Source organism: Bradyrhizobium liaoningense (assembly GCF_018130825.1).
GTDB lineage: Bacteria > Pseudomonadota > Alphaproteobacteria > Rhizobiales > Xanthobacteraceae > Bradyrhizobium > Bradyrhizobium liaoningense_B.
This window is the reverse complement of record NZ_JAFCJS010000002.1, coordinates 1,074,292-1,095,960: the sequence shown is the minus strand read 5'-3', so window position 1 is coordinate 1,095,960 and position 21,669 is coordinate 1,074,292. Positions and strand designations below refer to the sequence as shown.

23 protein-coding genes are annotated in these 21,669 nt (G+C 64.7%); 22 read left to right on the top strand and 1 reads right to left on the bottom strand.

Annotated features, from left to right (window positions below; genetic code table 11):
* From JQ603_RS13545 to JQ603_RS13445, 21 genes are all read left to right on the top strand, one after another.
* On the top strand, positions 1–490 hold a 490-nt coding region (locus JQ603_RS13545), incomplete at its 5' end, for a flagellin (protein WP_283817425.1).
* 272 nt (positions 491–762) lie between these two features.
* On the top strand, positions 763–1,710 hold the full coding sequence (locus JQ603_RS13540) for a flagellin (protein ID WP_212339946.1): 948 nt from the start codon (positions 763–765) through the stop codon (positions 1,708–1,710).
* Positions 1,711–2,015: 305 nt separating this feature from the next.
* Entirely contained in the window at positions 2,016–3,644 is a 1,629-nt protein-coding gene (gene fliF / locus JQ603_RS13535; RefSeq protein ID WP_212339945.1) for a flagellar basal-body MS-ring/collar protein FliF, read from the top strand.
* The gene (locus JQ603_RS13530; protein ID WP_212339944.1) at positions 3,641–4,348 is read left to right on the top strand and encodes a hypothetical protein; all 708 of its coding nucleotides are present in this window, start codon (positions 3,641–3,643) and stop codon (positions 4,346–4,348) included. Before fliF ends, JQ603_RS13530 begins: the two co-directional genes overlap by 4 nt.
* A 5-nt stretch (positions 4,349–4,353) precedes the next feature.
* Positions 4,354–5,661: a MotB family protein gene (locus JQ603_RS13525; protein ID WP_212339943.1), complete on the top strand. Its 1,308-nt coding sequence runs from the start codon at positions 4,354–4,356 to the stop codon at positions 5,659–5,661.
* Positions 5,658–6,851, top strand: a complete 1,194-nt coding sequence (locus tag JQ603_RS13520; RefSeq protein WP_212339942.1) for a chemotaxis protein — start codon at positions 5,658–5,660, stop codon at positions 6,849–6,851. Before JQ603_RS13525 ends, JQ603_RS13520 begins: the two co-directional genes overlap by 4 nt.
* Positions 6,848–8,170 carry a flagellar hook-length control protein FliK gene (locus JQ603_RS13515; RefSeq protein WP_212339941.1) on the top strand — a complete coding sequence of 441 codons (1,323 nt, stop codon included), beginning with the start codon at positions 6,848–6,850 and terminating at the stop codon, positions 8,168–8,170. The genes JQ603_RS13520 and JQ603_RS13515 overlap by 4 nt, the downstream gene beginning before the upstream one ends.
* Positions 8,121–8,702, top strand: a complete 582-nt coding sequence (locus tag JQ603_RS13510; RefSeq protein ID WP_212339940.1) for a transglycosylase SLT domain-containing protein — start codon at positions 8,121–8,123, stop codon at positions 8,700–8,702. The genes JQ603_RS13515 and JQ603_RS13510 overlap by 50 nt, the downstream gene beginning before the upstream one ends.
* A gap of 90 nt (positions 8,703–8,792) precedes the next feature.
* Positions 8,793–10,025 carry a flagellar hook protein FlgE gene (locus JQ603_RS13505; protein WP_212339939.1) on the top strand — a complete coding sequence of 411 codons (1,233 nt, stop codon included), beginning with the start codon at positions 8,793–8,795 and terminating at the stop codon, positions 10,023–10,025.
* 34 nt (positions 10,026–10,059) lie between these two features.
* Positions 10,060–11,535 (top strand): flagellar hook-associated protein FlgK, encoded by a 1,476-nt coding sequence (gene flgK, locus JQ603_RS13500; protein WP_212339938.1) that lies wholly within the window; start codon positions 10,060–10,062, stop codon positions 11,533–11,535.
* 3 nt (positions 11,536–11,538) lie between these two features.
* Positions 11,539–12,585, top strand: a complete 1,047-nt coding sequence (locus JQ603_RS13495) for a flagellar hook-associated family protein (protein ID WP_212339937.1) — start codon at positions 11,539–11,541, stop codon at positions 12,583–12,585.
* A 69-nt stretch (positions 12,586–12,654) separates the two neighbouring features.
* The gene (gene flaF, locus JQ603_RS13490) at positions 12,655–12,999 is read left to right on the top strand and encodes a flagellar biosynthesis regulator FlaF (protein ID WP_212339936.1); all 345 of its coding nucleotides are present in this window, start codon (positions 12,655–12,657) and stop codon (positions 12,997–12,999) included.
* On the top strand, positions 12,999–13,409 hold the full coding sequence (gene flbT / locus JQ603_RS13485; protein WP_212339935.1) for a flagellar biosynthesis repressor FlbT: 411 nt from the start codon (positions 12,999–13,001) through the stop codon (positions 13,407–13,409). The genes flaF and flbT overlap by 1 nt, the downstream gene beginning before the upstream one ends.
* 15 nt (positions 13,410–13,424) lie before the next feature.
* Entirely contained in the window at positions 13,425–13,847 is a 423-nt protein-coding gene (gene flgD, locus JQ603_RS13480; RefSeq protein ID WP_212339934.1) for a flagellar hook assembly protein FlgD, read from the top strand.
* On the top strand, positions 13,844–14,110 hold the full coding sequence (gene fliQ, locus JQ603_RS13475; RefSeq protein ID WP_018641238.1) for a flagellar biosynthesis protein FliQ: 267 nt from the start codon (positions 13,844–13,846) through the stop codon (positions 14,108–14,110). Before flgD ends, fliQ begins: the two co-directional genes overlap by 4 nt.
* 73 nt (positions 14,111–14,183) lie before the next feature.
* Positions 14,184–16,265: a flagellar biosynthesis protein FlhA gene (gene flhA / locus JQ603_RS13470; protein WP_212339933.1), complete on the top strand. Its 2,082-nt coding sequence runs from the start codon at positions 14,184–14,186 to the stop codon at positions 16,263–16,265.
* Positions 16,262–17,014: a flagellar biosynthesis protein FliR gene (gene fliR, locus JQ603_RS13465; RefSeq protein ID WP_212339932.1), complete on the top strand. Its 753-nt coding sequence runs from the start codon at positions 16,262–16,264 to the stop codon at positions 17,012–17,014. The genes flhA and fliR overlap by 4 nt, the downstream gene beginning before the upstream one ends.
* Before the next feature lie 6 nt (positions 17,015–17,020).
* The gene (locus tag JQ603_RS13460; RefSeq protein ID WP_212339931.1) at positions 17,021–17,440 is read left to right on the top strand and encodes a hypothetical protein; all 420 of its coding nucleotides are present in this window, start codon (positions 17,021–17,023) and stop codon (positions 17,438–17,440) included.
* Positions 17,437–17,913, top strand: a complete 477-nt coding sequence (locus JQ603_RS13455) for a rod-binding protein (RefSeq protein ID WP_212339930.1) — start codon at positions 17,437–17,439, stop codon at positions 17,911–17,913. Before JQ603_RS13460 ends, JQ603_RS13455 begins: the two co-directional genes overlap by 4 nt.
* Before the next feature lie 41 nt (positions 17,914–17,954).
* Complete coding sequence (locus JQ603_RS13450) at positions 17,955–18,467, top strand: flagellar biosynthesis protein FlgN (RefSeq protein WP_212339929.1); 513 nt, start codon at positions 17,955–17,957, stop codon at positions 18,465–18,467.
* Positions 18,464–18,922 (top strand): hypothetical protein, encoded by a 459-nt coding sequence (locus JQ603_RS13445; protein ID WP_212339928.1) that lies wholly within the window; start codon positions 18,464–18,466, stop codon positions 18,920–18,922. The genes JQ603_RS13450 and JQ603_RS13445 overlap by 4 nt, the downstream gene beginning before the upstream one ends.
* A gap of 196 nt (positions 18,923–19,118) precedes the next feature.
* Here JQ603_RS13445 and JQ603_RS13440 read toward each other — a convergent pair whose 3' ends face one another.
* Entirely contained in the window at positions 19,119–19,889 is a 771-nt protein-coding gene (locus tag JQ603_RS13440) for a response regulator transcription factor (protein ID WP_212339927.1), read from the bottom strand.
* An 823-nt stretch (positions 19,890–20,712) separates the two neighbouring features.
* Between JQ603_RS13440 and JQ603_RS13435 the strand changes: the two genes are divergently transcribed.
* Positions 20,713–21,657, top strand: coding sequence for a hypothetical protein (locus JQ603_RS13435; RefSeq protein WP_212339926.1), 945 nt, complete (start codon positions 20,713–20,715; stop codon positions 21,655–21,657).
* Positions 21,658–21,669: the final 12 nt, after the last annotated feature.

The following is a 21,669-nucleotide window of genomic DNA, read 5'->3' as shown; positions in this document are numbered from 1 at the left end:
CTTCAGCCTCGTGTCGTCGTACTCGCGTGTCGGCAGCACGCCCACCATCGGCTCCATCACGGTGACGACCGCCACCTTCGCGCTCTACACCGTCAACGGCGCAACCAAGACCGGCATCCTGGACACGGTGACCGGCAACAGCACGACCGGGTTTGCGTCGGTCGCCACGCTCGCCATCGGCTCGCTGACCGACTCGGCAACGGACCAGGCTACGCTCGATGGCTACATCGCGCAGGTCACCGCCGCGATCGGCACGGTTGCCTCGGCCGCCGCCAATCTCGGTGCCGTCAAGAACCGCATCTCGACCAACACGGAGTTCGTCAAGAACCTGATGGACTCGGTGGATCGCGGCATCGGCCAGCTCGTCGACGCTGACATGAACCAGGAATCCACCCGCCTTGCGGCCCTCCAGGTCCAGCAGCAGCTCGGCGTTCAGGCGCTCTCGATCGCCAACAACAGCAGCCAGAGCATCCTGTCGCTGTTCCGCTAAACTTCAGGTCATCTGGAGGAGGGCCGCGCTTCACGAGAAGCGCGGCCTTTTTTTTGCGTGACGCCATGTCCACGCCATGATCCAGCTCGGTGTTGCAACTGAGACACGGAGCCACAAGCCTCGCACAAGCTTCGGCGGGTAACCTCACCGCTACGACAGGTTGGGTCCTTCACACGCATTTACGTGGCCCAAAGGCATGACGCCGCCCTGCCGTACCGGTGCAAGCCCGGTATGTCCCCAAACTCAATTCAATCGTCAAAGGGACATCAAAAATGGGTTCTAGCCTTCTCACCAACTCGTCTGCAATGACCGCGCTGCAGACCCTCCGCAACGTCAGCTCGCAGCTCGCGACTACGCAGAACCGGATTTCGACCGGCCAGCGCGTCTCGACTGCCGCGGACAACTCGGCCTATTGGTCGATCGCGACCTCAATGCGCTCCGACAACGCCGCGCTCTCCGCGGTCTCCGACTCGCTCGGTCTGTCCGCCGCTATGGTGGACACTGAATACACCGCTCTGAACACGGTCATCGGCGACAAGGACTCCGGCCTGACCAAGCTCCAGGCGCTGCTGGTCGAAGCCAAGACCGCCGGTATCGACCGGACCAAGATCCAGTCGGAAATCACTCAGATCCAGCAGGATATGCAGCTCAAGGCCGACTCGGCGACGATCAACGGCATCAACTGGCTGAGCATCGACACCTCGACCGGTTCTACGGCCACGCCGACGAGCTTCAACCTCGTGTCGTCGTACTCGCGTGTCGGCGGTACGCCCACCATCGGCTCCATCACGGTGACGACCGCCACCTTCGCGCTCTACACCGTCAACGGCGCAACCAAGACCGGTATCCTGGATACGGTGACCGGCAACAGCACGACGGGCTTCGCGTCGGTCGCCACGCTCGCCATCGGCTCGTTGGACGACTCGGCGGCTGACCAGGCCATTCTCGACGGCTACATCACCCAGGTCACCGCCGCGATCAACACGGTTGCCTCGGCCGCCGCCAATCTCGGCGCCATCAAGAACCGCATCGCGACCAACACGGAATTCGTCAAGAACCTGATCGACTCGGTGGATCGCGGCATCGGCCAGCTCGTCGACGCCGACATGAATGCGGAATCGACCCGCCTTCAGGCGCTTCAGACCCAGCAGCAGCTCGGCGTTCAGGCGCTCTCGATCGCCAACCAGAACAGCCAGAGCATCCTGTCGCTGTTCAAGTAGGCCTCGGCTTTGGAAACGACCGTGCTCCCACGGGAGCACGGTCTCCGCCATGAACGGCGGATATGACGGCACAAGATGTGCCCGCAATCGATCCCCTGACGCCAGATATCGAGCGACACACCGCGGCCGATCACGCCGCGATACAGCCGGCTGTGCACCTGTTGCCGATATGCACGGCAGCGTCACCCGATTTCTTGTAAATTTACCACGCCTCACCCGCGAACCGACACATTCGTTGTCTTGCGCAACCTTCAGACAAGGTTGGCAGCGGAGTGTCCTCTACGTTCGCATTGGTACGAGGTCATATGCTGTTCAGTCGTGCGCAGATACAGCAACTGCTCAACAATCTGCTGGAGCTTGGGCCACGACGCCTGATGGCCTTGGGGCTGATCGGCTTTGCCGTCCTCGTCACCGTCGTCGGCGGCGCGTACTATCTGAGCCGGCCTGAATTCGAGACGCTCTATACCGGCCTCACCCGCGAAGACGTGACGCGCATGGGCGCGGCGCTACGCGAGCAGAACATCGCCTTCGACGTCAATACCGCCGGCGACGCCGTCTCGGTGCGTCCGAGCCAGACCATGCAGGCGCGGATGCTGCTCGCCGAGAAGGGCCTGCCGACCAGCGCCAATTCCGGCTACGAGCTGTTCGACAAGATCGGCTCGCTCGGCCTGACCTCGTTCATGCAGGAAGTGACGAAGCTGCGCGCGCTCGAAGGCGAGATCGCGCGCACCGTCCAGCTGATGAAGGGCGTGAAGGCGGCGCGCGTGCACATCGTTCTGCCGGTGCGCGGTTCGTTCCGCGCGACCCAGCAGCCGCCTTCGGCGTCGGTCGTGCTGCGCACCGACGGTGCGATCGAGGCGCGCACGGCTCAGTCGATCCGCCATCTCGTCGCGGCCGCCATCCCGGGCATGAGCCGCGACAAGGTGACGGTGCTGGATGCCGACGGCTCGATGCTGCTCGCCGAGGAGGACGAGGCGAGTGCGGCGCCGACCAAGATGGCGAGCCTGCAGAAGACGGTCGGCGGGATGGTGCAGGAGAACATCCGCAAGGCGCTGACGCCGTATCTGGGTCTGGACAATTTCGAGGTCAGCGTCGCCCCGCAGCTCTCCACCGACAAGCGGCAGACCAACGAGACCGTCTACGATCCGGAGGGCCGCGCCGAACGTTCGGTGCGGAACGTGCGCGAGAAGGAATCGTCGCAGAACGCGGACCGTTCGCAGCCGACTACGGTGCAGCAGAACCTGCCGGATCAGCAGGTGAACTCCGGAGGGGGCAAGAACTCCAGCGAGGACAAGACCCGCCGCGAGGACGTGACCAATTTCGAGGTCTCGTCCAAGACCACGACGACCGTGAGCGACGGCTATCTGGTCAAGAAGCTCTTCATCGCCGTGCTGGTCAACCGCGCGCGTCTGGTCGCCGATCTCGGCGACAAGAGCAACCAGGCCATCGTCGACAGCAAGCTCGCCGAGATCAGCCAGCTCGCGGCGACCGCCGGCGGGCTGGACAAGGCGCGCGGCGACCAGATCCAAGTCACGGCCGTCGACTTCATCGAAGGCTCGCGCGAGCTCGCGCCGGTGCCGCCGATCAGCTTCGTCGAGATGATCAACAAGCAGCTCGGCAGCGTCATCAACGCGGTGACGATCCTGGCGGTCGCCTCGATGCTGGTCTGGTTCGGACTTCGGCCCGCGGTCAACGGCATTCTGACCCATCGGGCGGCGCAGGAGCAGACCGAGGCGGCCGAGGCTGCCGAGCTCGAAGCCGCTGCGGCCCTTGCATTGACCGAGAGCCAGGATCCCGAGCTCAATCTCGTCGAGGATCTCGAAGGCAAGATGCAGCGAACACCGCAGAAGCGGCTCGAGCAGATCGTCAGGCTCGATCAGGCGCAAGCGGCAGCGATCCTTAAAGACTGGATGCGACGCGAGGAGGCGGCATGAACGCGGCAATCGGAAAACTCCTGACGCAGTTCGACGCGAATGGCCGGGTCAAGTCGCCACCGCCGCCACCGCCGCCCAAGATCCAGGACGTGCTGACGAGGCCGAAGGAGGCCCGGCGCGAGCCGCAACCGCAGGCCCAGCCGCAGCGTCAGCCTCAATCGCAGCCGCAGCTTCAGCCGGCGCCTCCGGCGCCCGAGGCGGAAGCGCCGCCGGTCAATCTTCTCGACGATGCCTATCGTCGCGGCCATGCCGCAGGCGTCGCCGAAGGCGATGCCAGGGTCGCCGAGGAGCGCGTCCGCAGCGCGATCCGGCTCGGCGAGGAGCGCTCCAAGTGGTCCGACCAGCAGGCCGCCGCGATCGTCGGCGGCTTCGAGGCGGCGTGCCGCGAGATCGAGACCAATATCGCGAGCTCCGTCGCGCGCATCCTGCTGCCTTTCCTTGCCGATGCGGTCCGCGACAAGGCGGTTGGATCGCTGGTCGAGCAGATCGCGGCGCTGACCGGCAATTCGCCGGTGCCGGTGTTCAAGGTCACCGGCCCGAGCGAGCTGCTCGACCTCGTGAGGACCCAGCTCGAAGCTAGCAGGCGCACGGGGGTCGAGTATGAGGTCGCCGAGACTTCTGAGGTTCGCGTCGTCGCCGACCAGACCGTGATCGAGACGCAGATCACAGCCTGGGGCGAACGCCTGAAGGAAGCGCGCCGGTAGCAGCCATGGAAGAGGTCAAGCAGGAGATCGTCATCGTCCGCCGGCGCAGCGCCTTCGCGGAGGAGGCGCATCACGGCGGCGTCTGGAAGATTGCCTATGCGGACTTCATGACCGCAATGATGGCGTTCTTCCTGGTCATGTGGCTGCTCAACGCGCTCAACCAGGATCAGAAGCAGGTGGTCGCGAGTTACTTCAACCCGATCAAGCTGGCCGAGAATGCGCCGGCGCCGAAAGGTCTGAAGGATCTCACCAAGAAAGAGCCGACCACGTTCGACGGCCAGGAGGGCCGGCGCCAGCCGGGTGGGCCGAGCGAGGAGCGTCGCGGTGACTCCCCGACGGCCGAGAAGCCGCCGTTCTACGAGGAGAAGGTCCTGTTCCGCGATCCCTATGCGACGCTTGCCGAGATCGCAAACAACGCGAACGAGGCCTCGGGCCAGCGCCGCGCCGGCTCGCTGACATCAGCCGAAGAAGACGGTCTAAAGGGCGGCGACGCCTACCGAGATCCCTTCGATCCCGGCTATTGGAAGCTTGCGCCGCAGGCATCGAAGGACGCGGATCGTATCATCGAGAGCGAGTCGAAGCCCAACCCGTCCGCGCGCGACAGCGCGTCCGGCGCGGGGCAGGGCGAGCCGCAGGCGCGCCGCGCCAAGGCGGATGATGCCGGCGGAAGCATCGCTCCGAATGCGGATGCGTCGTCCGCGAGCCTGTCGCCCCTGCTGCCGCCGGGGCCCGCGCCGTCGCAGTCGTCCCGCGACGGCAGCGCCCAGGCGAACGCGCAGCCCGGCGCGCAGGCGCGTCCCAACGACGCGAAGAAGGAGTCCGACCCGCGCGATGCCGCGCAAACACAGCAGCCGACCGTCAAGCAGCTGCAGTCCGCGATCGCGGATGCGCTGTCGGACATCAAGGCCGGTGCGGGACCGGTCGCCGAGGTGCGCCAGGTCGAGGAAGGACTGCTGGTCAGCCTGACCGACGATGCGAGCTTCGGCATGTTTGCGGTCGGCTCGGCCGAGCCGCGGCCCGAACTCATCCGGGTGATCGACAAGATCGGGCCGTTGCTGACGAAGCGCCCCGGCATGATCATCGTCCGCGGCCACACCGACAATCGGCCGTACAAGTCGGAGAACTATGACAATTGGCGGCTGTCGACCGCCCGCGCGCAGATGGCTTACTACATGCTGGTCCGCTCCGGCGTCGATGCACTGCGAATCGAGCATGTCGAAGGTTATGCCGACCGGCGGCCGAAACTTCCCAGCGACCCGGCGGCCGCGCAGAATCGCCGGATCGAGATCCTGATCCGGGAGAAGCGTCCGTGATCAGGCCGCTCCTCTGCGCTGCCCTGTTGGTGGTGTTGCCGCCGATGGCGGCGCCCGCGCTCGCCGATCCGGCGCCGGTCCCCGCGTCGACGTCGAGCGAACCGTATGAGCTCGTGCGTGCCTTGCAGGCGGTGCAGGACGGTATCGCCAACGGCGACACCGCGGCGCATGGCAGCCACATCGCGCTGATCCGGCAGATCGGCGAGAAGTTTCTCGCTGCCGACGCTAACGTGTGGAGCAATCCGCAGAACGGCCAAGCCGTCGTCATCTACCTGCTCAGCGGCGGCGCACCGCAACTGGTCCGCAAGCTGCCGCGCGACAAGATGAACGTCGACGGTCGGCTGTTCGATGGCGCGCTCGCCTATGTCGAGGGTCGCCAGGACGACGCGCGCGAGCTGCTCAAGGACGTCAAGCCGCGAACGATTCCGTCGGGCCTGGGCGGACAGGTTGCGCTGGTGCAGGGCGCGCTGTTCGCGCGCACCGAGGCATCGCTCGCGATCGAGCGGCTGGACGATGCGCGTCTGCTCCTGCCCGGCACGCTGGTGGAAGAGGCGGCGCTGCGGCGCGAGATCCTGCTGGTCGGGCAGGCTGAGGATTTCGACAAGTTCGAGTTCCTGACGCTCGCCTATATCCGCCACTACCGCAACTCGATCTATGCCGGCGATTTCTGGCAGCGCTTCTCTACGGGCCTGACGCAATCCAGCCTGACGCTCGACGAGCGCCGCTTTGCGCGGATCGCCGCCCTGCTGGAGCAGATCGACCGCGCCAGCCGCATCAAGCTTCATCTCGTCCTCGCGCGCAACGCGATGCTGCGTGGACGGATGGCCGTGACCCGGTTGGCCGGCGAGCGTGCGCTGGCGCTCAGCGCCGATGCATCGGTGGAGCGTGAACGTGCGCATTTCTTCCGCGGCGCCTCGCGGGCGCTCACCGACGAATATGACGGAGGTCTCGCCGAGCTGAAGGCGCTCGACCGGTCGAAGCTGCCCGAGCGCGATGTAGCTCTGCTGAATGCGACGTTGCAGCTCGCGCTCGACGTTCGCAAGCCATTCGCGGGCGGCCCCGCCGCCACCGCCGACAAGCCTCCTGCTACGCCGGCGCGCCTCGATCTCGCATCATCGACCGCGACGCTCGCGCGCGCGCAGAAGCAGCTCGGCGAACTCGAACTCCTCGCCAAGGATCGCCGCCCATGACCAAACTCAGCGGAACCTCCGGACAGCTCTTCTCGGGGCTCGCCGAGAGCCTGAACATGCGCGGTACGTCGCGCTCGGCGAAAGCGGCGGGGACGAAGTCGCAGGCGGATACCTCGTTCAACGATCTGCTTCACACCGTCTCGAACCTGGCGAAGCGGGCACTCAACGACGAGGCAGGCGACACGACCGTGAAAGCCGGAACGCTGCGCGCGCGCCTGGCGCATCAGGCCGGGAAGGACGACACGGTGGACGATCGCACCGAGGCGGCCGACGAGGCCAAGTCCAGTCACAAATCGTCCGATCAGAAGACCGATCAATCCGCGGAGACGCAGAATCCGGTGGACGCTGCCGCGAAGACGGACGTGACGAACAGGTCGAGCATTCCGGCGATCGTCGGACAGCAGCTCGCCGTCGCGCCGGCCGTGAAGTCACAGGTGCAGTCGCCGGCTGGCGAGGAGAAGGACGCGTCCGCGCGCGACGAGCGCTCCTCCACCTCGAAGGGGGAGATTCCGGCTACGGGCATGGCCAAGATCGCCGCCGCCGACTCTGCGCCGACGGCTGCCGCTCCGGTCGGTGCGCGTTCGCAGGCGGCAGCAGCCGCGCAGCAGGACAACGAGGATCCGTCAAAGGCATTGCCCGCAACGTCAGGCTTCGAGGCCGTCACGGCCAATGTCGAACGCGCCGTCAAGGCCTCGGCCCGGGACGCATTGCCCGAGGCCACCAAGGTCACCGTGGTCCAGCAGGAGACCCATCTGCCCCCGGCGCAGTTCAACGCTCCACAGCAGGTCGCCAATGCGGTGATCACGGAGCTGAAGGAATCCGCGGCGCCGACGGCATCGTCCGCAGCCCCTGATCTCGCCGGGGCCCAGACCAATGCGCCGGACCAGCCGGTCAAGATCCTGACCGTCAACCTGGAGCCGCCGGCGCTCGGCAATGTCACCGTGCGCCTCCGCCTGGTCGGCTCGGAGGTCTCGATCCACCTCGCGGCCGAGCGCAAGGACACGAGCCAGATGCTGGACCAGCAGCGCGACTCGATCCGCGATCTGATGCAGTCGGCCGGTTACGTCGCCGACGTCGCGCCCGTCCAGCACGGCTCGCTCGATGGATTCCAGAGCGGCTCCGGCCAGTCGCAGCCGCAGCTCTCGGGCCAGCAGCAGTCATCCTCACAGTCGCAAGGCACGTTCGGCGGTGCCAGCTCGTCGTCGGGACAATCGGACGGCGATGCGAGACAGGCCCGGCAGGAGCGCCAGTCCAACCAGGAGACGCGTCATGACCAGGACGTGGCGCCGCAGATTCGTCGCGGCCCTGTTTATCTGTAACGCCGGCGCCGCGGAGGCCGCCGCCGACAGCGCGCGCCCGTGCGAGCGCGAGATGGCGCGCGCGGCCCAGCAGCACGGCATTCCGCTCGGCATTCTCTACGCCGTCGGCCTCACCGAGACCGGGCGGCGCGGGGCGCTCTATCCTTATGCGCTCGGCGCCGACGGCCAGACCGTGTTCGCCAAGGACATGAACGATGCGATCGCGAATTTCGAGGCGATGCGAGCCAAGGGCATCAAGCTGATCGACCTCGGCTGCATGCAGATCAACCACTATTTCCACGGCGACAAGTTCACCTCGGTGCAGGCGATGTTCGATCCCGCCCGCAACGTCGACTACGCCGCGCGCTTCCTGAAAGAGCTGAAGCAGCGCGAGGGCAGCTGGACCATGGCGGTCGCCCGCTACAATGCGGGCCCCAACAACCAGCCGGCGCAGAAGCGCTATGTCTGTCACATCGTCGCTCATCTCGTCTCGAGCGGCTTCGGGGCCTGGACCGACAAGGCGCGCTCGTTCTGTCAGCCGAAAACGACCTGACAACATGAAGTTGTGCATGGTTCCCGACCATCAGCCCCGCGCAAGCAAGAACCCTCATTGTAGCTGCAACCTACCAAAGGAGCCCAATTCATGAGCCTGTATGGTGTTATGCGCACCGGCGTTTCCGGCATGTCTGCGCAGTCCAACAAGCTGTCGACGGTCTCGGACAACATCGCGAACGTCAACACGACCGGTTACAAGCGGGCTTCGACTGAATTCTCCTCGCTGATCCTGAAGAGCGGTTCGGGCAATTACGATTCCGGCGCCGTCGAGACGACGGTTCGCTACGCCATCAGCGACGCGGGAAATACGCAGTTCACCACGTCGACCACGGACCTCGCCGTCCAGGGCAACGGCTTCTTCGTGGTCTCGAACGCAGCCAACACGCAGCAATATCTGACGCGCGCCGGCTCGTTCGTGCCGGACGCCCAGGGCAATCTGGTCAACGCGGCCGGCTATTACCTTCTCGGCCAGCCCGGCAACGTGACCAATTTCTCGCAGAACAGCCTGTCGGGCATGCAGATCGTCAACATCGCACAGGTTTCGCAGGTGCCGGTGCCAACGACGGCGGGGACGCTCACGACCGGCAATCTGGATCCGACGGCGGCCGTCATCGCCGGTCCGCCCGGCCCGGCGTCATATTCATCGAAGAGCTCGATCGTGGCCTACAACAATATCGGCCAGGCGGTTACGCTCGACGTCTACATGTCCCACACGGCGACGGCCGCCGGTTCGGACACCTGGCAGGTTCAGGTCTATGACTCCTCGACCGGTACGTCGCTCGCCGCCGCCACCACTTTCACCTTCGATACGACCGCAACCGGCAAAGGCGCGCTGGCCGCGGCGAGCCCGACCGGTATGACCTTTACCGTTCCCGGCGGTGCGGCGATGACCCTGGACTTGTCGAACATGACGCAGGTCGGAACCGACTTCAGCTTCAAGGCGACCGTCAATGGCAGCGTTCCCTCGGACATCGACAAGGTTGATGTCGACGATACGGGCCACGTGACGGCGACCCTCAAGAACGGGCAGCAGTTGACGCTCTACACCATCATGCTCGCCGACGTCGCGAGCCCCGACAATCTGACCCCCGAGGCGGGCAACGTCTATTCGACCAACATGAACTCCGGCAACGCGCAGGTCGGGAATGCCGGCACCGGCGGCCTCGGCACGATCCAGTCCGGCGCCCTGGAAGACTCCAACGTCGACCTCGCGGACGAGCTCACCGGCATGATCGAGGCCCAGCGTGGCTTCACTGCGAACTCGAAATCGTTCCAGACCGGCGCGGACCTGCTCGACGTCGTCGTCAACCTGAAGCGCTGAATTCTTCAGCGCCCGTTCCGGGCAAGTGCAAATCATGTCCCTTACCGCCGCTCTCGACTCCGCCCGCGCTTCACTTATGGCGTCGGGGATCCAGTCCTCGACGATCTCGCGCAACATCGCCGGTGCCAGCACCGCCGGCTATTCGCGCAAGATCGCCGTGCTGGACAATCTTCCCGGGGCCGGCGTCTATGTGGCGGCGATCCAGCGCGCCGCCAGCTCGGGTCTCTACAACAACGTCTTGACCGCGACCTCGTCGTCGGCCAAGCAAAGCGCGATCTATGACGGTCTCCAGAAGATCGCAACTGCCACGGTGGACGATCCGGAGCTCGACCAGTCGCCGACGGCGCAGCTCAATGCGCTGAAGCAGGCGCTGCAGCAATATGCCAACGCGCCGGACAACACTACGCTGGCGCAGGCGGCGGTCACGTCCGCCAAGGACATGGCGACCTCGCTCAACGAGGCGACCAAGACCGTACAGTCGGTGCGTGAGGGCGCGGATGCCGACATGGCGACTTCGGTCGCCAACATCAACCAGCTCCTTACCCAGTTCGACAAGGTCAACAATGCGATCGTAAGGGGAACGATTTCCGGTGACGACGTCACCGACTATCTCGACCAGCGCGACAGCATCGTCTCGAAGCTCTCGGAGGAGGTCGGCGTCTCGATGTCGATCCGCGCCAACGGCGATGCTGCGCTCTACACCGACAGCGGTGTCGTGCTGTTCGACAAGACGGCGCGAACGGTCAGCTTCACGGCTACCAACATCTATACGCCTGGCACCACGGGCAATGCCGTCTATATCGACGGCGTCCCCGTGACCGGCGCCAATTCGGTGATGCCGCTGAAGTCGGGCAAGCTCGCGGGGCTCGCTCAGCTGCGTGACCAGGACACCGTCACCTATCAGAGCCAGCTCGACGAAATCGCGCGCGGCCTGATCAATACCTTTAAGGAGAGCGATCAGACCGCCGCGGCGCTGCCTGACGTTCCAGGTCTCTTCACCTATCCCGGCGCGCCGGCGATGCCGGCGAGCGCCACCGTCTCGGTCGGCCTTGCCGGCCTGATCAGTGTCGCAGCGTCCGTCGATCCGGCCCAGGGCGGCAATCCGAATCTGCTGCGTGACGGCGCGATCAGCGGCAACGCCGCGTACAACTACAACACCGCCGGCAACGGGGGTTACTCGGCCCGGCTGCAGCAGCTCATCGGCGGCATGGATGCGGCGCAGCCGTTCGATGCAACCACGCAAGGCAAGCCGAGTGGCAGCCTGATCGACTTCGCGTCGTCGTCGACGAGCTGGATCGAAAACCAGCGAAAGACCGCCGACTCCAACGTCACCTACCAGAAGACGCTGCTCGACCGCAGCACCGCGGCGCTGTCCAACGTCAGCGGCGTCAACATGGACGACGAGATGTCCTTGATGCTTCAGGTCGAGCGCACCTATTCGGCCTCGTCGAAGATCATCTCGACCGTCGACGAAATGCTGCAGAGCCTGCTGGCTGCCGTGGGGAATTAAGCCATGATGAGCGCGAACTACATCTCGACCTTGATGCTGTCTTCGTCGTTGAGGTCCTCGATCACGAACAACCAGGCCGCGCTGAGCAAGGCGTCGACGGAGGCGACCACCGGCCGTTTCGCCGATGTCGGCCTCGAGCTTGGCGCCACGACGGGAAGCGACGTCACCCTGCGCGCGGACTGGAGCTTCGCCGATCAGCTCGTCGACACCAACGAGCTCGTCTCGGGACGCCTCGACGTCACGCAAGCCCGGATCACCCAGCTCGGCACGACCGCAACGGACTTCCTCAAGGACCTGATCGCGGCCCGCAGCACCGACAACGGCGGGCGGATCGTCCTGCCGCCAGCGTCCGCCAACCTCCAGGATCTGATCGGCGCGCTGAACGTCTCCTATAACGGTTCGTATTTGTTCTCGGGCATCGACACGCAGAACCAGCCGGTCACGGCCTATGCCGCGGGCTCGGCCAGCAAGAACCAGGTTGACGCCGATTTCCTCGCGACCTTCGGCTTCTCGCAATCCTCAGCCAGCGTGGCCGGCATAACCCCGGCCCAGATGCAGACGTTCCTCGACACCACCTTCGATGCCGAGTTCGCCAGCCCGGCCTGGAACACCAACTGGTCGTCGGCCACCGACCAGGTCATGCAAAGCCGCATCTCCACGACCGAGATCGCCGATACGTCCGTTAGCGCCAACCAGACCGGCTTCCGCAAGCTCGCCGAGGCCTACACCATGATGGCGGATCTCGGGAACGCGAAGCTCAGCCAGGAGACGTTCCAGGTCGTCGTGGACAAGGCCATCGGCCTCGTCGGCAGCGCGATCACGGACCTCGCCACGCTCGGCGGCAGCGTCGGCACGGTCCAGCAGCGGATCACCTCCGCGACCGACAAGCTCAAGGCGCAGCAGGACATTCTGAACAATCAGATCATCGGCATGGAGAAGGTCGATCCGACCGAAGCCTCGGTCCGGGTCAACACCCTGCAGACCCAGATCCAGACGGCGCTGGCGCTGACCTCACAACTCCAGAAGATCAGCCTCATCAACTATCTCTGAGTCAGAAGTTCGTTTCCGAGGTTCACGACCCTTGTCTTGTTATTCCGTTTCCTGCGCAGAGTGGTCCTGATGACGTTTGAAGCCTATGCATCGGTCGTCGACGAGAGCGGCTATGAGGCGAGAGGCCGCGAGCGGCAGGCGCTCAGTCTCGGCATCGATCGCCTCGAGCGACTTCAGAAGGGACGCTACAGTTTCGAGGATCACGTCCAGAGCCTGCTCTATGTGCGGCGACTGTGGACGATCTTCATCGAGGATCTTTCGCATCCGGAAAACGGGCTTCCCGAGAAGCTGCGCGCGGAGATCATCTCGATCGGCTTGTGGGTGGTCAAGGAGGCCGACCGCCTTCGTGAGGAGAAGTCGAACGACGTCATGCAGCTCATCGAAATCAACCGCCTGATCCGAGACGCGCTCTAATGAAGATATCCTTGCGAGCTGGCGAACGGATCTACATCAACGGCGCAGTGCTGCGCGTGGACCGCAAGGTTTCCGTCGAACTCGTCAACGACGTGATGTTCCTGCTCGAAGGGCAGATCATGCAGGCGTCCGACGCGACCACCGCGATGCGGCAGCTCTATTTCATCGTCCAGCTCATGCTGATGAACCCGACCGACGTCGGGGACGCTTCGGCGCTCTACGCGCAGCACCACGCGGCCTTGGTCGCGGTGTGCGAAAGCCGCGAGATGCTCGAGGGGCTTGCCGCGGTCGACGAACTGGTCGAGGCGACCCGTTATTTCGAAGCGCTCAAGCGGATCCGGGCGCTGTTCCCGGTGGAGCAGGCGATCCTGGCCGGCGCCACCACTGAAGTCCCATTCGAGGCTGCCTGACAGCGGAGAGGCCACATGAACGTCACCAGCGCGACCGACAGCACCAGCAAGTCGACCAGTTCGACCAGCTCCACCACAACCACGTCTGGCAGCGGCATCGACTACAACATGTTTCTCCAGCTTCTCATCGCCCAGATGAAGAACCAGGATCCGACCAACCCGACGGACACTTCGCAATATGTGAGCCAGCTTGCGCAGCTCTCGCAGGTCGAGCAGGCGACGCAGACAAATACGAAGCTGGATGCGCTGCTGTCGTCGCAGTCGTTGTCGCAGGCGGATGGGCTGATCGGAAAGACCGTGAGCTTCACCGACTCGACCGGAGCGACCTTCAGCGGCAAGGTCAAGTCGATTTCCATCAACAGCGACGGCTCCATCGCGACCCTCGAGGACGGCACGAAGGTCGCCGTCGGGCCCGGCCTCACGATCAGCCAGTCATGAACGAGCGCGACGCCCTCGACATCGTCCAGGCGGCGATCTGGACCATCATCGTCGCCTCCGGGCCTGCGGTCGGCGCGGCAATGCTGGTCGGCACCATCATTGCATTGATGCAGGCTTTGACCCAGATCCAGGAGGTGACGCTGACCTTCGTTCCGAAGATCATCGTCATTCTCGTGGTCGTCGCCGTCTCCGGCTCCTTCATCGGCGCCCATCTCTCGACCTTCACCGAGATGGTCTATTCGCATATCGAGCGGGGCTTCTGAGCCGCGAGGCGGCCACCACCCTCGCGTAAGCTTTGCGCGGCAGATTACGGGGCGGACCCTCTGCCGGTGACCCATGGCCGATACGTTAGCTGCTAGCCTGCCCAGCCCGCGCCGATTCGGGGCGGACGCCTTCTTTGCGGCCGGCATCGTGACCATGCTCACGATCCTGTTCCTGCCGATACCGCCGATCCTGATCGATCTCGGCCTCGCGTTCTCGATCGCACTGTCGGCGCTGATCCTGATGGTCGCGCTGTGGATCCAGCGGCCGCTGGATTTCTCGGCTTTCCCGACCGTGCTGCTGATCGCGACCATCCTGCGCCTGGCGCTCAACATCGCGACCACGCGCCTCATCCTGTCGCGCGGCGGGGAGGGTGAGCACGCCGCCGGCTATGTCGTCGCCGGCTTCTCCAAATTCGTCATGGGTGGTGACTTCGTCATCGGCCTGATCATCTTCGCGATCCTGGTCACGGTGAATTTCGTCGTGATCACCAAGGGCGCGACCCGTATCGCCGAGGTCGGCGCCCGTTTCACCCTGGACGCCATCCCCGGCAAGCAGATGGCGATCGACGCGGACCTGTCCGCGGGTCTGATCGACGACAAGGAAGCCCAGCGCCGCCGCCGCGAGCTCGAAGAGGAAAGCGCGTTCTTCGGCGCCATGGACGGTGCTTCGAAATTCGTCCGCGGCGACGCCATCGCCGGTCTGATCATCACCGCGATCAACATCTTCGGCGGCATCGTGATCGGTGTCACCCATCACGGTCTGACGCTGTCGCGCGCCGCCGACGTCTACACCAAGCTCTCCGTCGGCGACGGCCTGGTGTCGCAGATGCCGGCGCTGATCGTGTCGCTGTCCGCGGGCCTGCTGGTCTCCAAGGGTGGCACCAGGGGGTCGGCGGAGCAGGCCGTGCTCCGGCAGCTCGGTGGCTATCCCCGCGCGGTGTCGGCCGCCGCGCTGATGATGTTCGTGCTCGCGCTGATGCCGGGGCTGCCGATGCCGCCTTTCGTGCTGCTCGGCGGCGTCATGGCCTTTGTCGGCTACACCTTGCCCAAGCGGCAGGCGGCCGAGAAGCAGAAGGAAGATGCGCGCAAGGCCGACGAGCGCGCCCAGGCCCAGGCCAAGGAATCGGTCAAGGAATCGCTGAAGACGGCCGAGATCGAGCTGGCGCTCGGCGGCCATCTTTCGGTCCACCTCCTGGGCTCGCGCACCGAGCTTGGCCACCGCGTCGCCAAGATCCGCAAGAAGTTCGCCAAGCAATACGGCTTCGTGATTCCCGAGATCAAGCTCACCGACAATCTGTCGATCGATCCCAAGAGCTATCAGATCCGCATCCACGACACCCGCGTCGCCCACGGCGAACTCAGGCTCGGAGAGGTGCTGGTGCTCGTCGACAAGGACGGCAAGCCCGACGTGCCCGGCGAGGAGGTGATCGAGCCCGCCTTCGGCATGAAGGCGCTGTGGGTGACGGAAGCCTTCGCCGACGAGGTCAGGCGGCAGGGCTGCAAGCCGGTCGACAATCTGTCGGTGCTGCTCACGCATTTGAGCGAAGTCATCCGGGCGAACCTCGCCCAGCTGTTGTCCTACAAGGACATGCGGGGCCTGCTCGACCGGCTCGATCCCGAATACAAGCGCCTGGTCGAGGACCTCTGCCCGTCGCAGATCTCCTATTCGGGCCTGCTGGCGATCCTGAAGATCCTGCTGGCCGAGCGCGTGTCGATCCGCAACCTGCATCTGATCCTCGAGGCGATCGCCGAGATCGCGCCCCATGTGCGGCGCTCCGAGCAGGTCGCAGAGCATGTGCGCACGCGCCTTGCCCAGCAGATCTGCGGCGACCTCTCCGACAACGGCGTGCTCAACGTGGTCCGTCTCGGCAATCGCTGGGATCTCGCCTTCCACCAGAGCCTGAAGCGCGACGCCAAGGGCGACGTCATCGAATTCGACGCTGATCCGCGCCTCATCGAGCAGTTCGCGACGGAAGCCAGCGCCGCCATCCGCAAGTTCACCGAGAACGGTACCAGCGTGGTGCTGGCGGTGACCCCCGAAGCCCGTCCCTATGTCCGGATGATCCTGGAGCGGGTGTTCCCGACGTTGCCGATCCTGTCGCATGTCGAAGTGGCGCGCAGCGCCGAGATCCGCGCGCTTGGAGCCATATCGTGATCAGCGGCCTCGCCGACAGCGTGCTGGTGACGTTCATCGTGTTCTGTCGCATCGGCGCCTGCCTGATGTTCGTGCCCGGCTATTCCAGCGTCAACGTCCCGGCCCAGGTCCGGCTGTTCATCGCGCTGGTCACGACGTTCGCGCTGGCGCCGATCCTGATCGCGGTCCTGAAGCCTCTCACGGAGAACGCGGCGCCGCTGTCGCTCGCGCTCCTGATCGGCTCGGAGATCCTGGTCGGCAGCGTCATCGGCCTCGGCGGGCGTGTGTTCTTCCTGGCGCTCCAGACCATGGCGACCGTGATGGCGAGCGCGATCGGGCTGAGCAACATCCCGGGAACGCCGGTCGCCGACACCGATTCTGCGCCGGCCCTGGTGCCGCTGATCATGGCATCGGTCACCACGTTGTTCTTCATGACCGACCAGCACTGGCAGGTGCTGCGCGGGCTGATGAACTCCTACGACGTCTGGCATCCCGGCGGCAGGATCGGCGGCGGCATGGCGCTCGACCAATTTGTCGGTCGCCTCTCCGAAGCGTTCGTGCTGACGCTGCGCATCAGTAGCCCATTCATCGTCTATTCCGTCGTCGTCAATTTCGCGGTCGGTCTGATCAACAAGCTGACGCCGGCGATTCCGGTCTATTTCATCTCAACGCCCTTCGTGCTGTTCGGCGGCTTCCTGCTGCTCTACCTCACCAGCGACGAGCTCGTGACGCAGTTCATCCTCGGCGTCTCCTCCTGGCTGGCGGAGTGACGGATCATGAAGTCGCGCGCGGACAAGCTTGGTCGGATGGTCTCGCTGGTGAAGCTCCAGCTCCGGCTGTCCGAGTGGCAGCTCGCGCACCTGCGGCAGCAGGAGCGCAGCCTGCAGGACGAGCAGGAATGGCTGGTCGGCGCACTGAACGAGGGCAAGCCGCCGGCGGGATCGTCGAGCGAGTCGATCGCACGGCGGCTCAACAGGACAAGCGTCGGCGCGCGCGCCGTGCAGGAGCAGGCCTCGCGGCAGCTCGACCAGGTCCGCCTCGAGACCCGCCGCGTGAAACAGCTCGAGGAAGTCGCCAAGGCGGCGCTCGCGGAGAAGCTTCGCGACGCCGAAAAGCGCTCGCTCGAGGAAATCACGGGAACAAGCCTTACCGTGCGCGCGTGGACGCCACGGCCAGCCAGCCGGAACAAGACATGATCGTGACAGCGACACCCGACCTCGTCCTCGATGTCCTCGAGGCCGCCGATCCCGTGACGCAGCGCGCGGCGACCGCGAAGCTCGACGCGCTGAAATCGTCGGGCGCCGATTTCGCCGCCACGATGGACGCCGAGGTCAGTAAGGCCGCGGCGGCCGCCGATCAATCCGCGGCGAAGGTCGCCGAAGCGCAGTCGGGTGCGGTGAACGGGCCTCCGGTGCAGGTGATCAAGGCGCCGGCGTCCGGCGAGGTCTACCGGAAGTTCGAAGCCTTCATCCTCCAGACCTTCGTCGAAACCATGCTGCCGAAGGAGTCCGAGGAGCTGTTCGGCAAGGGGACCGCAGGCAGCGTCTGGAAGTCGATGCTGGCGGAGCAACTCGGCAACCAGCTCGCGAAGGGCAAGGGCATCGGCATTGCGAGGCAACTCGCCGCAGCGAATCCGGCGGGACCGGACGTAACGGGGAAGGCCGGATGATGATCCGGAATGGGTGACAGAAGTTGAGGGGTGAATTTCCTATGCAGGCACAAGAAAGCGCGGCAGCCCTGGTGATGGAGCAGCCGGTCATGGACACCGAGGCGATGACGGTTGCGGCAACGTCTCCCGATGCGCTGTTGCCCGTGCTGCTGCCCAATGTCGGCGGCGAGGCGGTGATCGACGGCGCTGACGCGGTAAGATCGGACGAGGTGCGCGGCCTGCTGGCGGCGATCCGCCGGCTCGAAAGCATCGTCGAGGAGGAGACGGTCGCGCTCACGACGCGCAAGAAGATCGATTTCGACGACTTCAGCGCCCGCAAGAGCCGGAGCATGCTGGAGTTCGTTCGCCTGATGCGGGCACGGATGCATCTCGGCAGCGAGGTCGAGATCACCGAGGAGATCCAGCGCCTGCGCGAGAAGCTCGAGCGCAACCGGTCCATCCTCGAGATGCACTACGACGCGGTGCGCGAGGTTGCGTCGATCATCGTCAAGGCCATCAAGGACGCCGAGTCGGACGGCACCTATACCGGTCGTTCAGCGCAGGACGGAAAATGATCAGGGTAGTGCTGGCCGGGCTCTGGGTCTGCATCCTCACGGCGGGCACGAGCTACGCCGTGGCCTATTGGAAGGAAAACGGCAGCCTTTTGCCGGCCAAGGACGCCTATCTCGACGGGCTGCAATACCAGAAGACGCGGGCGCTGAGCGTGCCCATGGTCGAGAACGGCAGTGTGCAGGGCTATATCGTCGCGCGCTTCGTCTACACCGTGGAGGCTAAGGTTCTGCACCAGCTCAACGTTCCACCGGAGCCGTTCGTCGTCGACGAGGCGTTCCGCAGGATCTATGCCGACGACCGCCTCGATTTCAGGAAGCTCGCCCGCTACGATCTATCGATCCTCACGACGGCCATCAAGCAGCGCGTCAACGCGCGGATGCAGGCCGACGTCGTCCAGGACGTCCTGGTCGAGGACTTCAACTACGTCTCCAAGGAAGAATTCCAGTCGAAGCCGTAGGCTTCACCGGACCGGCGTGACGTGGCTTTTCGGAAGCACCACGCCCGATGAGATCCTGAGGCGCCATTCTCATCTCTGCGGCTGCGCCCGCGGTGCGAGGCCCGCATTCGCCGCTCTCGGCTCTTGAAAGTGCAACGGCCCCCGCGAAGATGCTCCGCGGGGGCCGTTGTCGGTTTCGTGGCGGCGCCCTGCCGCGTCAGTTTCCGGCCGGATACGCCGCCGGGGCGGCATGCGCCCTGTTGAGGAGAATGCCGACCTCGTCGAGCTCCTGCATCGGCTCTTCGAGGGTCTCGCCGGCCGGGATGTTGAGGCGGTATCCGACGTAGCGGCGGGCCACGATCGCATCGAAGCCGAGGCGGTCGCGGAGCTTCTTGCGCAGCTTGCTGACGTGGCTCTCGATCACGCTCTCGTCGAAGGTGGACTCGAAGATGCCGTAGACCGCGTTGAAGATCTGCGTCTTGGTAATCCACTTGCCGTGGTTGCTGACCATATATTCGAGAATGCGCAGTTCGCGGCGGGGCAGGGTGAGCGCGTGGCCCGCGATCTCGGGGTCGCGCCCGTTGAAGAAGACCTGGATCCTGGTCTCGCAGGGCCTCGGCAGCTCGCCGACCCGGCGGCGAGAGATCGCGGCCGTTCGGGCGAGAATCTCGCGGAGATGAATCGGCACGTGCACGACGTCGTCGACACCCGATTCGAACAGCTCCAGCGTGTTCTTGAGCATCTTCTGGCCGCTCATGGCGATGATGGGAGCCGAGGAGCGCTTGCGCATCGCCCGCGGCAGGCTTCCGCGGGCATCGCAATCCCCGAGGAGGAAGGCGTCGACCGCTGCCAGGTCCGATTCACTCGCAGATTGCAACCAGTCCCAGAATTCTCCGGAGGAGAAGCCGATCGACGATACGCCTTCGCGAACGAGCCCTCCAACGTAGCTGTTCGTGACGCTCTCGCGATCATCAACGATAATATACATCAGTCTTTCGCCCCTGTTTCGCACTTGTCGCGGCCGGCAGGTTGTTGTGATGCACCGGCTCGGCGACCATGCTGTTTGACGATATTTCCAGCCCGCGAACCGTTGTTATGGTTTCGATATTCGCGGGCAGCCCTACGCATTCAGTGCCTGCGATTTCCGCGGGCCTGTTACTTCGACTCGATACTGAACGCTTACTGCGTGAGGCCCGGCGGGTGTCTTACGGATCACCTTGCGGGGCGGATTGAGACAGCGACCTAGAACAGTTGCGCCAAGTTGCCTATTGCGTCCGAACGCTACTGAACTTTGCCGATCTCCTCGCCAACTGGCGAGAATCACTTGAGTAGGACCGTAACAATTGCCGATTCCCGATCAAGCGCGCGTAACGAAGCGGTTGCTATGTGTGTTTGATGCTGTTGATTTGTTGCGAGTTGTTTCTTGGTATCTCCGACCACATCAGTTGATTTTATTTCTGAACTAGTTTTGCACCGTGTCGGGCCTATAGTTCCGCAAACCTGTATAATCACAGCTATTTTGGGTGGTTCTGCGGGTCACGCACATGGAGGGGTTTTCAACCCCGGATTGACTCTGTCCACCGCTTTTCCACATGCGACAATTCGACTCATATGTGGCGCGGCGACTCCAGCTTGGCGAAATCTTGGCGAGTGTGTGTCTTTCGAGTCGCACTCTCGCCGCGTGCGTGACGCTTTTGACTCATTCGCCGTCGCTTTGTGCGTGCTGAAAAGTTTTCGATGCGCACGTTTCAGGCAAGCTTCGACAAATAAATTCGTCTCTCGATAGATCGAAGCGAACGGAGCATTTTCACATGTTGTCCGATGGACAAGCTCGTCCTGGCGCAACCGCCGATGTTGCCGCGGCGGCGCAGCCGGCTCCGGAAGCACGCAACACAAAGCCGACGCAGGCGGCGAAGCCTGCAGCAAGTGCAAAGCGCATGTCGGCCGCGGCGAACGACGAAACTCTGGCGAAAGAGGCGCTCGAGGGCTTGAAGCGCATTCGCGCCAAGGCGCGCCTCGACAAGATGGCAATACCCAAGCCGGCGCCGGCCGTGATCAAGCCGGCCGTGATCGTGGCCAAGCCGCCGCCGCCCCGTCCGACCTGGGTGGCGCCGCTTGCGACATTGGCAGTCGCCGCCATCCTGGTGGTCTGCGCCTGCACCGGCGTGATCGCCTATCTCACCACGCAGCCCGCCCAGAACAATGTCGCGGCCAATGCCGAGATCAGGAATCTGCGCGAGACGGTGGCCCAGCTGCGCAAGCAGCTGTCGGGCGTGTCCGAAAATCTCGACGGCCTGCGGACCGCGGTCGATCAATCCAGCAAGGCAACCAATGATCGCTTCGGCAGGTTCGCCGACAACCTCGACCGCATCGAACGGGTGAGCTCGTCGTCCACGGTGAAGCTCGACAAGCTCGCCCAGGCGCAAGCCCAGGCTCAGGCGCCGGCGACCGTGGCTTCGCAGCCGCCCTCGCAGGCGATGCCGATGCTGGCCTCGGTCGCCGCGCCGGAATTCACGGGTTCGGTGCCTGCGTCCGAACGCACGGCGGCACCGCGAAAGGTGGTCAAGGGCTGGTCGGTGCGCCAGGCCTATGAGGGGATCGCGATCCTGCAAAGCCCGAACGGCGTCATCGAGGCCGTGCTGGGACAGCAGGTGCCCGGCCTTGGCCGCATCGAGGAGATCCGCAGCGAGAACGGACGCCTGGTGGTGGAAACCAGCGGCGGCGTCATCTATTCGTCGCGCAAGGCTACGCCCTGATCGGAGCCTGCC

What these genes read in the sequence shown, in the direction of transcription:
- JQ603_RS13540 (WP_212339946.1), top strand. Translation starts at nt 763, where the DNA reads ATGGGTTCTAGCCTTCTCACCAACTCGTCTGCAATGACCGCGCTGCAG.
- fliF (WP_212339945.1), top strand. Translation starts at nt 2,016, where the DNA reads ATGCTGTTCAGTCGTGCGCAGATACAGCAACTGCTCAACAATCTGCTG.
- JQ603_RS13530 (WP_212339944.1), top strand. Translation starts at nt 3,641, where the DNA reads ATGAACGCGGCAATCGGAAAACTCCTGACGCAGTTCGACGCGAATGGC.
- JQ603_RS13525 (WP_212339943.1), top strand. Translation starts at nt 4,354, where the DNA reads ATGGAAGAGGTCAAGCAGGAGATCGTCATCGTCCGCCGGCGCAGCGCC.
- JQ603_RS13515 (WP_212339941.1), top strand. Translation starts at nt 6,848, where the DNA reads ATGACCAAACTCAGCGGAACCTCCGGACAGCTCTTCTCGGGGCTCGCC.
- JQ603_RS13510 (WP_212339940.1), top strand. Translation starts at nt 8,121, where the DNA reads ATGACCAGGACGTGGCGCCGCAGATTCGTCGCGGCCCTGTTTATCTGT.
- JQ603_RS13505 (WP_212339939.1), top strand. Translation starts at nt 8,793, where the DNA reads ATGAGCCTGTATGGTGTTATGCGCACCGGCGTTTCCGGCATGTCTGCG.
- flgK (WP_212339938.1), top strand. Translation starts at nt 10,060, where the DNA reads ATGTCCCTTACCGCCGCTCTCGACTCCGCCCGCGCTTCACTTATGGCG.
- JQ603_RS13495 (WP_212339937.1), top strand. Translation starts at nt 11,539, where the DNA reads ATGATGAGCGCGAACTACATCTCGACCTTGATGCTGTCTTCGTCGTTG.
- flaF (WP_212339936.1), top strand. Translation starts at nt 12,655, where the DNA reads ATGACGTTTGAAGCCTATGCATCGGTCGTCGACGAGAGCGGCTATGAG.
- flbT (WP_212339935.1), top strand. Translation starts at nt 12,999, where the DNA reads ATGAAGATATCCTTGCGAGCTGGCGAACGGATCTACATCAACGGCGCA.
- flgD (WP_212339934.1), top strand. Translation starts at nt 13,425, where the DNA reads ATGAACGTCACCAGCGCGACCGACAGCACCAGCAAGTCGACCAGTTCG.
- fliQ (WP_018641238.1), top strand. Translation starts at nt 13,844, where the DNA reads ATGAACGAGCGCGACGCCCTCGACATCGTCCAGGCGGCGATCTGGACC.
- flhA (WP_212339933.1), top strand. Translation starts at nt 14,184, where the DNA reads ATGGCCGATACGTTAGCTGCTAGCCTGCCCAGCCCGCGCCGATTCGGG.
- JQ603_RS13460 (WP_212339931.1), top strand. Translation starts at nt 17,021, where the DNA reads ATGAAGTCGCGCGCGGACAAGCTTGGTCGGATGGTCTCGCTGGTGAAG.
- JQ603_RS13455 (WP_212339930.1), top strand. Translation starts at nt 17,437, where the DNA reads ATGATCGTGACAGCGACACCCGACCTCGTCCTCGATGTCCTCGAGGCC.
- JQ603_RS13450 (WP_212339929.1), top strand. Translation starts at nt 17,955, where the DNA reads ATGCAGGCACAAGAAAGCGCGGCAGCCCTGGTGATGGAGCAGCCGGTC.
- JQ603_RS13445 (WP_212339928.1), top strand. Translation starts at nt 18,464, where the DNA reads ATGATCAGGGTAGTGCTGGCCGGGCTCTGGGTCTGCATCCTCACGGCG.
- JQ603_RS13440 (WP_212339927.1), bottom strand. Translation starts at nt 19,889, where the DNA reads ATGTATATTATCGTTGATGATCGCGAGAGCGTCACGAACAGCTACGTT.
- JQ603_RS13435 (WP_212339926.1), top strand. Translation starts at nt 20,713, where the DNA reads ATGTTGTCCGATGGACAAGCTCGTCCTGGCGCAACCGCCGATGTTGCC.